At 71.0% G+C, this 12,059-nt stretch carries 11 protein-coding genes; 5 read left to right on the top strand and 6 right to left on the bottom strand.

The features are described 5' to 3' along the window. Positions 1-2 precede the first annotated feature (2 nt). The 3 genes from IF89_RS0106760 to IF89_RS0106750 are packed head-to-tail and all read right to left on the bottom strand — an operon-like array spanning position 3 to position 2,777. Complete coding sequence (locus tag IF89_RS0106760; protein ID WP_030762655.1) at positions 3-914, bottom strand: ABC transporter ATP-binding protein; 912 nt, start codon at positions 912-914, stop codon at positions 3-5. Then, entirely contained in the window at positions 911-1,798 is an 888-nt protein-coding gene (locus IF89_RS0106755; protein ID WP_030762651.1) for an ABC transporter permease subunit, read from the bottom strand. Before IF89_RS0106755 ends, IF89_RS0106760 begins: the two co-directional genes overlap by 4 nt. Then, positions 1,788-2,777, bottom strand: coding sequence for an ABC transporter ATP-binding protein (locus IF89_RS0106750; protein ID WP_078628132.1), 990 nt, complete (start codon positions 2,775-2,777; stop codon positions 1,788-1,790). The genes IF89_RS0106755 and IF89_RS0106750 overlap by 11 nt, the downstream gene beginning before the upstream one ends. A 216-nt stretch (positions 2,778-2,993) precedes the next feature. Between IF89_RS0106750 and IF89_RS0106745 the strand changes: the two genes are divergently transcribed. The 3 genes from IF89_RS0106745 to IF89_RS0106735 all read left to right on the top strand — a co-directional run bounded on the left by IF89_RS0106745 (position 2,994) and on the right by IF89_RS0106735 (position 6,781). After that, a complete protein-coding gene (locus IF89_RS0106745) occupies positions 2,994-3,878 on the top strand; it encodes a M24 family metallopeptidase (RefSeq protein ID WP_078628131.1) in 885 nt (294 codons plus the stop codon). Next, positions 3,875-5,674, top strand: a complete 1,800-nt coding sequence (locus IF89_RS0106740) for an SDR family oxidoreductase (protein ID WP_234327681.1) — start codon at positions 3,875-3,877, stop codon at positions 5,672-5,674. The genes IF89_RS0106745 and IF89_RS0106740 overlap by 4 nt, the downstream gene beginning before the upstream one ends. A 192-nt stretch (positions 5,675-5,866) precedes the next feature. After that, entirely contained in the window at positions 5,867-6,781 is a 915-nt protein-coding gene (locus IF89_RS0106735) for a MerR family transcriptional regulator (protein ID WP_030762639.1), read from the top strand. Positions 6,782-6,904: 123 nt separating this feature from the next. Here the strand turns inward: IF89_RS0106735 and IF89_RS0106730 are convergent, their stop codons facing one another. Beyond that, positions 6,905-7,669: an aquaporin gene (locus IF89_RS0106730; RefSeq protein ID WP_078628130.1), complete on the bottom strand. Its 765-nt coding sequence runs from the start codon at positions 7,667-7,669 to the stop codon at positions 6,905-6,907. A gap of 131 nt (positions 7,670-7,800) precedes the next feature. Here IF89_RS0106730 and IF89_RS0106725 point away from each other — a divergent pair, with 131 nt between their 5' ends. Next, positions 7,801-8,340: an RNA 2'-phosphotransferase gene (locus IF89_RS0106725; protein WP_030762633.1), complete on the top strand. Its 540-nt coding sequence runs from the start codon at positions 7,801-7,803 to the stop codon at positions 8,338-8,340. A 21-nt stretch (positions 8,341-8,361) separates the two neighbouring features. Here the strand turns inward: IF89_RS0106725 and IF89_RS0106720 are convergent, their stop codons facing one another. Further along, positions 8,362-9,267, bottom strand: coding sequence for an LLM class flavin-dependent oxidoreductase (locus IF89_RS0106720; protein ID WP_030762631.1), 906 nt, complete (start codon positions 9,265-9,267; stop codon positions 8,362-8,364). Positions 9,268-9,375: 108 nt separating this feature from the next. Here IF89_RS0106720 and IF89_RS0106715 point away from each other — a divergent pair, with 108 nt between their 5' ends. Continuing rightward, positions 9,376-10,263 carry a Cof-type HAD-IIB family hydrolase gene (locus IF89_RS0106715; protein ID WP_051806852.1) on the top strand — a complete coding sequence of 296 codons (888 nt, stop codon included), beginning with the start codon at positions 9,376-9,378 and terminating at the stop codon, positions 10,261-10,263. A 36-nt stretch (positions 10,264-10,299) separates the two neighbouring features. Here IF89_RS0106715 and IF89_RS0106710 read toward each other — a convergent pair whose 3' ends face one another. Continuing rightward, positions 10,300-12,051 carry a GAF domain-containing sensor histidine kinase gene (locus IF89_RS0106710; protein WP_078628129.1) on the bottom strand — a complete coding sequence of 584 codons (1,752 nt, stop codon included), beginning with the start codon at positions 12,049-12,051 and terminating at the stop codon, positions 10,300-10,302. Between the last annotated feature and the right edge of the window lie 8 nt (positions 12,052-12,059).

The following is a 12,059-nucleotide window of genomic DNA, read 5'->3' as shown; positions in this document are numbered from 1 at the left end:
TTTCAGGCCGTGACGAGGTAGGAGAAGACCGACTCGAGGGACTCGTCGGAGGGCGAGACCGTCAGCAGGCGGATGCCGTGCTGACGGGCCACCAGGGGCAGCAGCTCGGTGAAGCGGCCGAAGTCGACGGCCTGGATGCGCAGTGCGCCCTCCTTCAGGTCGACCTCGATGCCGGCCGTGGAGGGGTCTGCGATCAGGGCTGCGGCGAGTGCCCGGTCGTCGGAGGAGCGGACGAGGTAGCGGTGCGGGCGGTCCGTCATCAGGCGGCGGATCTTGCGGAAGTCGCCGGAGGCGGCGTGCCGACCCGCCACGACCACCTCGATGTGCGAGGCGAGCTGTTCGACCTCCTCCAGGATGTGGGAGGAGAACAGGACGGTGCGTCCTTCGTCGCCCATGCGCCGCAGCAGGTCCATCAACTGCATGCGCTGACGGGGGTCCATGCCGTTGAACGGCTCGTCCAGGAGCAGCACGGACGGGTTGTGGACCAGGGCGGACGCCATCTTCACGCGCTGGCGCATGCCCTTGGAGTAGGTCGAGATCTTGCGGTCCTGCGCGTACTCCATCTCGACGGTGGCGAGCGCGCGCTGCGCGGCCGCGTCGTCGAGACCGTGCAGTTCGGCATTGGCCACGACGAACTCACGACCGGTGAGGAAGTCGTACATCGCCTCGCGCTCGGGCACGACGCCCACGTGCTGGTAGATCTGCTCGTTCTGCCAGATCGGGGCGCCGTCGAGGGTGACGGTGCCCGTGGAGGGGGCCAGGAAGCCGCCCATCATGTTGATCAGGGTGGACTTGCCGGCGCCGTTGGGGCCCAGCAGCCCTGTGACGCCGGGACCGATGCGCATGGTCACGTCGTTGACGGCGACGACGTTCCCGAACCAGCGGGAGGTGTGGTCGATGTCGATGGTGGTCACAGCCCGGCCTTCCGGTAGCGGGCCATCAGGGCGGCGTAGGAGCCGGCGATCAGGCCGAGGGCGACGAGCAGGTAGACGAAGCCGATGCCGGCCGAGGGGCCCTCACCGCCGGGGAAGGCGGAGGTGGCGCCGAGGAAGGCGGTCTGTACGCCGTCGATCAGGGTGATCGGGGAGAACAGGCCCAGCCAGTCGATGGATCCAGGGTTCCCGGTGCTGTAGGCGATGCCCTGCACCGCGGTCACCGCACCGTAGGGGATCAGGAGGACCGCGATGATCGCCGCGACACCGAAGCCGCGGCGCGGGGTGAGCGCGGCCATCACCAGGCCGATCCCGGAGAAGAGCAGCGACAGCAGCAGAACCGACACGAGTCCTTGCCCGAATCCCTTGGTCTGGTCGGCGAAGTCGAACTTCGCCAGGAGCGCGCCGATCCACATGATCAGCAGCGGGGTCGCGGTGAGGATGAACATGGCAGAAGCCATGGCCGCATACTTGGCCACGACGTAGTCGACGCGCTCGATCGGCCGCGAGAAGTACAGCGGGACGGTCTTGAAGCGCAGGTCCCGGGAGACGGACTGCGGCGCCTGGGAGGCGAGGTAGAGGCCGATGACCACCTGGGTGGTCAGGGCGTACGTCGTGTACTTGATCGGCAGGTCCGTGGAGCCGGGCACCGCGATGGCCACCGCGACGATGATCAGCGCCGGGACGCACATCACCGCGAAGAGCAGCATCGGGAGGACCTTGGACTTGGCGGACCGGCCGAGGCCGTAGGCACCGCGCAGGGACTGCGAGAACAGCGACTTGCGGGCGTAGGCGCGGCCGAGCCGGGGCCCGTCGTAGGACCGGTAGCCGATGTTGTGGATCTGCGTCGACGTCTCAGGCGCCATGGGAACCGGCTCCCTTCGGCTGGGCGGTGTACGCGGGCTGGTCGTTGTCGCGGAAGACTTCCGCGATGTGGTGGCGGCGCTGTTCCATGCGGACCAGGCCGATGCCCAGCTCGGCGACGGTGTCGCGGATGGTGTCGTAGGTGTGCTCGCCGGTGGCCTCGACGAGGAGGATGTGGCCGGCTCCGGGCAGGCCCTGCTCCTCGCCTGCGTGCAGGGTGAGGCCCGCCTCGGTGAGGGCCTTGCGCAGGGCGGCGGTGCCGTCCGGGTGGGTGTCGGAGTCGGTGACTTCGACCGCGAGCGTCGTGGTGGTCTGGGTGAAGTCGCTGGTGGAGCTGGAGCGCAGCAGCTTGCCGCCGTCGACGACGACGACGTGGTCGCAGGTCCGCTCCAGCTCGCCGAGGAGGTGGGAGGTGACCAGAACGGAGATGCCGAAGTCGGTGTAGACGCGCCGGATCAGTCCGAGCATCTCGTCGCGTCCGACCGGGTCCAGGCCGTTGGTGGGCTCGTCCAGGAGGACCAGCTGGGGGTCGTGGACGAGCGCCTGGGCGAGCTTGACGCGCTGCTTCATACCGGTGGAGTAGCCGCCGATGGGGCGGTAGCGCTCCTCGTACAGCCCGACATGGCGCAGGGTGTCCGCGGTGCGCTCGCGGGCTGCGGTCGGGGGCAGCCCGGACATGCGCGCCATGTGGACGACGAACTCGGTGGCCGAGACGTCGGGTGGCAGGCAGTCGTGCTCGGGCATGTACCCGACGCGTTCACGGATGGCACTGCCATGCGTATGGACGTCGAGGCCGAGCACGGCGGCGCTGCCCTCGGTGGCGGGGGACAGTCCCAGCAGAATCTTGATCAGCGTGGACTTGCCGGCTCCGTTGGCGCCCACGAGCCCGGTCACGCCGGGTCCGATGTCCAGGGAGAGCCGGTCGAGGGCGGTCACTCGGGGGTACCGCTTGCTCAGGCTTTCAGTCGCGATGACAGTCACGGATCCGACGTTAGTGGCGTGGCCGTCCTCGGGCGTCAGACCTGGAGCTGGATCCCGTCTCCGCCTTCCGGCGTACACACCCGTCCTGGAGGCTGATGTGAACCGGACAACTCCGTCCACAGGTCCGTGCACGCCCCTTGACGTGATCTCCAGTCATTGTCACATTCATCAGTGTCAACTTACGGGCGCGTAGGGCTACACGGACGGACGGCTGACATGGCTGGGGACACCAGGCAAGGCACCGCGCGACACACCGGACGGCATTCTGGACGGCTCCCCGCCGAGCTGGACGGGTTCAGAAAGGTGCAGCGCCTCGCCTACGAGTGCGCCGAAGCGGTCGCGGCCCAGCTGCGGCCCGGCGTGACGGAGCGCGAAGCCGCGCGCATGCAGCGCGAGTGGCTGCGCGACCGCGGGGTGCGGGACTGGTTCCATCTGCCGTTCGCCTGGTTCGGCGACCGCACCGCCTTCGCGAACTTCCGGATACCGCTGCAGTTCTTCCCGACCGACCGGCGGCTGGAGCCGGGGATGCCGTTCATCCTCGACATGGCGCCGGTGCACAAGGGGTTCTCGGCCGACATCGGCTACTCGGGCAGCCTCGGCCTCAACCCCGTGCAGGACCGGCTCATGTCCGATCTTCGGGCGCACCGGGCCCTGATCCTGCAGCAGGTGCGCGAGCGCCGGTCCCTGCGCGAGATCTACGAGGACGTCGAGCGGCTGATGAACCGGCAGGGGTACGCCAACCGGCACCGCGCCTACCCCTTCGGCGTGATCGCCCACAAGATCGACCGGGTCCGGGAGCGGCGCTGGTCCCCGACGGCGTTCGGTTTCGGCACCCAGTCCCTCAAGGGCCTGGTCGGCGACGCCTTGCACGGGCACCGCGAGGGCTGGTCCCCGCTGTGGAGCCCCTACCACTTCTCCGACCATCCGCCGCAGCCCGGCCTGTGGGCGGTGGAACCTCACCTGGGCTTCCGGGGCACCGGAGCGAAGTTCGAGGAGATCCTCGTGGTCACCGACTCCCGGGACCCACAGGAGAGCGCTTTCTGGCTGGACGACGACCTGCCGCACGTGCGGCGCTGGGCCGAGGAGGAGAAGGCAGCATGAGCGGCATGGGCGACGTGGGCGGAGCAGGAGCGGCGCAGTTCGCGGGAGCGCGGGAGCGCTGGGTGCGCACCGGCGGGATCGAGCTGTGCGTGGTCGAGCTCGGCGAGGTGGGCCGGCCGACCGTGCTGCTGGTGCACGGCTATCCGGACAGCAAGGAGGTCTGGGCGGAGGTCGCCGAGCGGCTCGCGACCCGCTTCCACGTGGTGCTCTACGACGTACGCGGCCACGGGCGCTCCTCCGCACCGCAGCCGCTGCGCGGCGGCTTCACCCTGGAGAAGCTCACCGACGACTTCCTGGCGGTCGCGGACGCGGTCAGTCCGGACCGCCCGGTGCACGTGGTGGGCCACGATTGGGGCTCCGTCCAGGGCTGGGAGTTCGCGACGGTCGGCCGGACGGAGGGCCGGATCGCGTCCTTCACGTCGATGTCGGGGCCGTCCCTCGACCACTTCGGGCACTGGATCAAGAAGCGCATGACGCGGCCGACGCCTCGGGCGGCGGCGCAGCTCCTCGGCCAGGGCGCCAGGTCCTGGTACGTCTACATGCTGCACACCCCCGTTCTGCCGGAGCTCGCCTGGCGCGGACCGCTCGGCAAGCGGTGGCCCAAGATGCTCCAGCGCGTCGAGCAGGTGCCCGCCGGCTCCTACCCCACGGCGTCGCTGCCGTCGGACGCGGCGCACGGAGCCTGGCTCTACCGCGACAACGTCCGCCCGAGGCTGCGCAGGCCGCGCAGCGACGCCTACGCCCACGTGCCGGTGCAGCTGATCACGCCGACCGGGGACGCGTTCCTGTCCGAGCGGCTCTACGACGACCTGGAGCGGTGGGCCCCGGATCTGCTGCGACGCACCCTGCCCGCCAAGCACTGGATCCCCCGGACCCGTCCCGACCAGCTGGCCTCCTGGATCGCCGAGTTCGTCACGGCGCGGGAGGAGCCGACCGCGCGGGCGCCGGAGCAGAAGGCCCCGGCTCGGTACGCCGACCGTTTCGGCGGCCAGCTGGTGCTGGTGACCGGCGCGGCCAGCGGCATCGGCCGGGCCACCGCGTTCGCCTTCGCCGAGGCGGGAGCACGGGTGGTGGCCGTCGATCGCGACGCCGAGGGCGTGGCGCGCACGGCCGACATGGCCCGCCTCGTCGGCGCCGCCCAGGCCTGGGCGGAGTGCGTGGACGTCAGCGACGAGCAGGCGATGGAGAAGCTGGCGGCGAAGGTGGCCGCCGAGTACGGCATCGTCGACGTCCTCGTCAACAATGCCGGCATCGGCCTGTCCGGCCCCTTCCTCGACACCACCGCCGAGGACTGGAAGAAGGTTCTGGACGTCAACCTGTGGGGCGTCATCCACGGCTGCCGGGTCTTCGGGCGGCAGATGGCCGACCGCGGCCAGGGCGGGCACATCGTCAACATCGCTTCGGCCGCCGCCTACCTGCCCTCCCGCACCCTGCCCGCCTACAGCACCTCGAAGGCCGCCGTGCTGATGCTGTCGGAGTGCCTGCGCGCGGAGCTCGCCTCGAAGTCCATCGGCGTCTCCGCGATCTGCCCCGGTATCGTCAACACCAACATCACCACCACCTCGCGATTCGCCGGGGTGGACGAGGCCGAGGAGAAGCGCCGCCAGGAACGCTCCTCGCGGCTCTATGGCCTGCGCAACTTCCCGCCGGAGAAGGTGGCCGACGCGATCGTGCGCGCTGTGGTCCGCAACGAGGCGGTCGTACCGGTCACGCCCGAGTCCAAGGGCGCGCTGTGGATGTCCCGGTTCGCGCCGCGAACCCTGCGGCGCCTCGCGCGGCTGGAGCCCCGGCTGTGAGCGGTTCCCCGGATCAGGATCCGCCCACGGGGAGAGGGCTCGGCACGGCCGTATCCCCCTCCGTGCGCCGGTCGTACCATCCCTCGCAGGAGGGCTCGCTGCACAGGGCGGTCGAGCACCTTGCGGCTTCACCGGCCGCCCGGGCCGCAGCCGGCGCGGGCGGCCGAGCCGCCATGTCGTAGGGAGCCGGGATTGTCCGATCAGGCGGTAGCCGAGTACCGGATCGAGGATCTGGCGCACCACAGCGGAGCGACGGTGCGCACGATCCGCGCGTACCAGGACCGCGGCCTGCTGCCCAAGCCGGAGCGGCGCGGCCGGTCCAACGTCTACCGCGACACGCATCTGGCGCGGCTGCGGCAGATCGCGGACCTGCTGGACCGGGGCTACACGCTGGCCTCCATCAAGGAGCTGCTGGAGGCCTGGGACGCGGGACGCGGACTGGGCGGCATCCTGGGGCTGGTCGCCGAGGTGCACGGGCCGTGGACCGACGAGGAGGCGGCCCGGATCAGCCGCGCGGAGCTGAACGAGCGGTTCGGCGGCCTGCCGGACGACGACGCGGTGGGCGAGGCCTGCGAGCTGGGCGTGCTGGAGCGGATCCCGGGGCGTCCCGACCAGTTCCTGGTGCCGTCCCCGCAGGAACTGGCGGTGGCGGCGGAGCTGTACGCGGCGGGCGTACCGCTCGCGGCGATCACCGGCCACCTCCGGGAACTGCGCACCCAGGTCGAGCACATCGCCTCGCGGTTCCTGGAGTTCACCACCGAGCACGTCTTCGCGCGCTACCTGGGGCAGGTGCCGCCCACGGACGCGGACGCCGCGGAGGCCGCGACGATGGTGCGGCGGCTGCGGCCGCTGGCCCAGCAGACCGTGGACGCGGAGCTGGCGCGGGCGATGCGGCTCTTCGCGACCCGGCACCTGCAGCGGCACCTGGGGACGGTCGGCGCCGCCCAGCCGGCGGGCCCCTCTCCGGTGGCGCTGCCCGCCGCAACGGTCCGGGCGGTGCAGGAGCTGGTCGGTGCCGATCACGTGGCGGAGTTCGTGCGGGCGGCGACGGAGCGGGAGCTGCAGGCGCGGACGATGAACGACCTGGCGCGCCGGGGTGACCGGTAGGACCCGAGCGGAGCGGTCCGCGGCTTCCACAGATTCCACAGGGCGGATCACGCGTTTGCCGTCAAAACCCGCCCAAACGGCTGTGGACAAGTGCCCTTCCCTGTGGGCAACTGAGACGGCGTCTCATCCGATGGTCCGGTACGCGCTCCTGTCCGGCTCGCGGCTCTCGCTGCCCACCAGGCCCCCGGAGCCCCCGCCCGGTCGTGTTCCGGTCCCGTAGAGGAAGGCCGCCAGGGCCAGGCCGAGGATCCCTCCGGCCAGCTGGGCGGCGACGAAGCCGGGCAGCGAACCGGGGGCTATGCCGGTGAAGGAGTCGCTGAAGCTGCGTCCGATGGTGCCGGCGGGGTTGGCGAAGGAGCCGGAGGAGGTGAACCAGATCGCGGCCGCGATGTACGCCGCCACAGCGGCCGGCACGAGTCGGGGGCGCCCGATGCGGCCGAGCCCCTGGATGACGAGGACGAGACCGGCGGTGGCGATCACCTCGCCGACGAGCAGATGGCCGCCGTCGCGCACCTGGGTGGCCAACGTCCCCGGAATCCTGCCGAACATGGCTTCCGCCACGCAGGCCCCGCCGATGGCTCCGGCCGTCTGGGCCGCGACGTAGACGAGCACCTCGCGGCCGCCGAGCCCGGTGCCACCCGTACGGCGCGTCCACCAGGAGGTGAGAGTCACCACCGGGTTGAGGTGGGCGCCGGACAGCGGCCCGAAGAGGGTGATGACCAGCCCGAGTCCGATCGCCGACACGAGGGAGTTGGCGAGGAGCGCCACCCCGGTGTCGGGGCTGAGCTCCGCGGCCTTGAGCCCGGAGCCGATCACGATCACCAGCAGACCGGCGGTCCCGATCAGTTCGGCAGCCGCACGGCGTGGCAGAGAGGTATGAGCCGACATGGTGTCCCCCAGAGCAGAAGCGATAATGGAAAATATATTCCGCATCTTGGAAGGGCGATAGGGGGTGTTCGGACCGCGTGGGCGAGGAAAATGCCTGCCGGAGCACCCGCTGAGCGGGCACGCTGGGGGCCATGGATGAAAGACGCACCGTGAAGGTGTCCAAGTACGTCTCGAAACACCTGCGCCACCAGCCGGAACGGATTGGACTGGTGCTCGACTCCCACGGGTGGGTGGAGATCGACGATCTGCTGGGCGCCGCTGCCGCGCACGGCTTCCCTTTCAGCCGCGCCGAGCTCGACCACGTGGTGGCCGCCAACGACAAGCAGCGGTTCGCCGTCGAGGGCAGCCGCATCCGCGCCAGCCAGGGGCACACCGTGGCCGTGGACCTGGACCTGCCGGAGGCAGAACCGCCCGCGTACCTCTACCACGGCACCGTGGCCGCCGCCCTCGGCGCGATCCGCGCCGAGGGCCTGCGCCCGATGGCCCGCCACCACGTCCACCTGTCCCCCGACCGGGAGACCGCGACCCGGGTCGGCGCACGCCGGGGTCGGCCCGTCGTGCTCAGCGTGGACGCGGGCGCGATGCGCGCGGCCGGCCACGTCTTCCGGATCAGCGCCAACGGAGTATGGCTGGTGGACGCCGTGCCTGCGCAGTTCCTGCGCTTCCCCTAGCGCCCCGTCCACCACTCCCCGTCAGCTGTCGAGCTGCGCCGGCGCCTCGGTGGCGATCTTCTCGAAGACGGACTCGTCGGCGGCGAAGTCGGAGTCCGGAATGGGTGCGTGAATGACCAGCTCGGTGAAGCCCAGCTCGCGGTGCCGTCCTGCGAAGTCGACGAAGGCGTCGACGGACGACAGCACCGTGTTGGCCTCGGGCGTGAAGCCGGTCAGCAGGATCTTCTCCATGGGCTCCGGGGCCCGGCCGATCTCCACGAAGGCCTTGTCGAGCCGTTCGAGCTGGCCGCGCAGGGCCTCCACCGACTGCTCGGGCGTGCCGCTCTCGAAGAGTTTCGGGTCGCCCGTGGTCACCCAGGCCTGCCCGTACCGGGCGGCGAGCCGCAGCCCGCGCGGACCGGTCGCGGCGACCGCGAACGGCAGTCGCGGCTTCTGCACGCAACCGGGGATGTTGCGGGCCTCCTCCGCGGAGTAGAACGAGCCCTCATGGCTCACGGCGCCTTCGGTCAGTAGCCGGTCCAGCAGCGGAACGAACTCGGCGAAGCGGTCGGCGCGCTCACGCGGGGACCAGGCCTCCTGGCCCAGCGCCGTCGCATCGAATCCGTTGCCGCCGGCCCCGATACCGAGGGTGATACGGCCACCCGAGACGTCGTCCAAGGTGATGAGGTCCTTGGCGAGCGTGACCGGATGCCGGAAGTTCGGCGAGGTGACCAGCGTCCCCAGGCGCAACCGCTCGGTGGCGGCCGCCGCTGCGGTCAGGGTCGGCACCGCACCGAACCAGGGGCCGTCGCGGAAGCTCCGCCACGACAGGTGGTCGTAGGTGTAAGCCGTGTGGAACCCGAGCTGCTCGGCCCGCAGCCACTGGTCCCGGCCCCCCTCGTGCCATCGACGTACCGGGAGGATCACCGTGCTCAGACGCAGACTCATGCGTCGAGCGTACGGCGGGCCGGTGTTTCACGTGAAACAGTGCGTTTCACGTGAAACACCGGCCCCCGCAACAGCCTGGCTTGATCATGGTCGGGTCCTCCGCCCCCCATGGGTGAAGATGGAGCCGTGACCTCGGCTCCTCAGCGCCCGGACGGGCCCATCCCCACGCCCCGGCTCATCGCCACCGACCTCGACGGCACCCTGCTGCACGACGACCAGTCCGTCTCACCGCGCACCGTCGCCGCCCTGGCCGCTGCCGAGGAGGCCGGGATCGAGGTCTTCTTCGTCACGGGCCGCCCGGCACGGTGGATGGATGTGGTCGCCGACCATGTCCACGGGCACGGCCTCGCGATCTGCGCCAATGGCGCGGCAGTGGTCGACCTGCACGCCGGGCGGGAGTTCGTACAGGTGCGGTCACTCCCCCGGGACGCCGCGCTGTCCGTCGTGGAATCCCTACGCGCGGCGGCACCCGGGACGTCCTTCGCCGTCGAGCTGACCACCGGCATCAATTACGAGCCGGGTTACCCGCCCTTCTTCAAGGACCCGGGTGCCAGGCTCGCCGGCGCCGAGGAGCTGCTCCGCGGGACTGCGGGGGACGGCGACGCACCCGTGCTCAAGCTGCTGGCCCACCACCCCGAGATCACTCCGGACGAGTTCCTCGCGCTGGCACGCACCACCGCGGGCGCGTACGCGTCGATCACCCGGTCCAGCCCCACCTCCCTGTTGGAGATCAGCGGGCACGGCGTGTCCAAGGCGAGCACCCTGGCGCTGTGCTGCGCCGAGCGGGGCATCTCCCCGGCCGAGGTCGTCGCCTTCGGGGACATGCCCAACGACGTGGAGATGCTCAGCTGGGCCGGCACTTCCTACGCCATGGGCAACGCCCACCCCGATGTGATCGCGGCCGCGTCGGGCCGTACGGTCGCCAACAACGAGGACGGGGTCGCCCTCGTCATCGAGCGCATCCTGGCCGAACGCCTGGCCCGACACCAGGCCTAGCGAGCCGGGTGCGGGAGGGGCCGCCCTGAAGGGGGGCTACTGGAGCGGGGCCTCCCACACCAGGGTGGTCCCGCCACCGTCCTCCCCGAGCCCCGGGCCGTAGGAGCTCGTACCGCCGAGTGATTCCGCCCGCCGCCGCAGATTGCGCAACCCGCTGCGCCGGCCGCTCGCGGGGATGCCCACACCGTCATCGGCGACCTCCAGCCGGACTCCGGGCCTGCCGTCCGGGAGGGTGACGGTGGAATCCAGCACCACCTCGATGCGGGACGCGTCGGCGTGCCGGAAGGCGTTCGACAGCGCCTCACGCAGGGCGGCGATCAGGTTCTTGCCGACCAATTCGCCGACGACCGTGTCGATCGGCCCGAGGAAGCGGTGGGCGGGCTTGAAGCCCAACGGGACCGCCGCCATGTTGATCTCCCGCAGGACCCTGGTGCGCAGACCGGACGGAGCTTCCGCAGGCCCCTGCTGCAGGGCGAAGATCGCCGTGCGGATCTCCTGGATCGTCACGTCCAGTTCGTCCACGGCCTTGCCCACCCCGTCGCGAACTTCGGGGACGATCGAACGGCGCTGGGCACCTTCCAGCATCATCCCGGTGGCGAACAGCCGCTGGATGACGAGGTCGTGCAGATCACGGGCGATCCGGTCCCGGTCCTCGAAGACCGCGAGCCGTTCGCGGTCGCGTTGGGCCTCGGCCATCATCAGCGCGAGCGCGGCCTGCGAGGCGAACTGCGTCGCCAGGGTGCGCTCGGCCTCGGTGAAGGGCCGCTCGCCGCGGGCGCGCGGGGTGACCAGGGCGCCCAGCACCCGCCCGCCGCTGTGCAGGGGCAGCATCATGCAGGGGCCGTACGGGCTGGTGAGCGGACTGATCATGCGGGGGTCCGAAGAAGCGTCGTCGGTGAAGACCGGCTCTGACTGCAACAGGTGGTCGACCACCGGACTCTCGGCCGGGATCACCACGCCGAGCGAGGTCGCGGGGTGCTCCGCGGAAACCGCGACGATCTCCATCCCGCCCTCCTCGGCGGGCAGCAGGACGATCCCGGCGGCGGAGTCGGCGAGCCGGCGTGCCTGCTCGGCCACCACCGCGAGGGCGTCGTCCGCGTCCCCGCCCGACAGCAGGGCGGTGGTGACGGCGACCGAGCCGTCGATCCAGCGTTCGCGCTGGGTGGCTGCCTCGTAGAGGCGGGCATTGCCGATGGCGATGCCCGCCTCGGTGGCCAGCACGCGGACCATGTGGAGGTCGTAGTCGTTGAACTCGACGTCGCCGTTCTTCTCGGCGAGGTAGAGGTTGCCGAAGATCTCCCCCTGCACCCGGATCGGGACGCCGAGGAAGGTCTTCATGGGAGGGTGGTGGGGCGGGAAGCCCGCCGCGCGCGGGTCCTTCGTCAGGTCCGCCAACCGCACGGTGTCGGAGTGGGCGATCAGAGCGCCCAGCAGGCCCCGCTTCCCGTCCGGACGGTGTCCGATCCTCCGGGCCACTTCTGGGCTGATCCCGTGGGTGACGAAGTCGGAAAGGCCGCGGCCCTCGGTGTCGACGACCCCGATCGCCGCGTAGCGTGCGTCCGCCAGCTCGGCCGCGGTCTCGCAGATGCGGTCGAGCGTGGAGTGGAGCTCCAGGCCGGTACCGACGGACCGCATGGCCTCCAGCAGCTGCGGTACTCGGGCCGTGAGTTCGGTGGACAGGCCGTGCAGGCTCTTGGTGGCCTGAGTCGCTGCCACCAGGGGGTCCGACGTGTCCTGCGAGGGATCCGGCAGCGGATCCGATGATTCCTGCGACGGCTGCGCTGACATGTCCTTGA

Source organism: Streptomyces sp. NRRL F-2664 (assembly GCF_000719345.1).
Classification (GTDB): Bacteria; Actinomycetota; Actinomycetes; order Streptomycetales; family Streptomycetaceae; genus Streptomyces.
The sequence above is the reverse complement of the archived record's forward strand: the minus strand, read 5'-3'. Positions and strand labels throughout refer to the sequence as shown.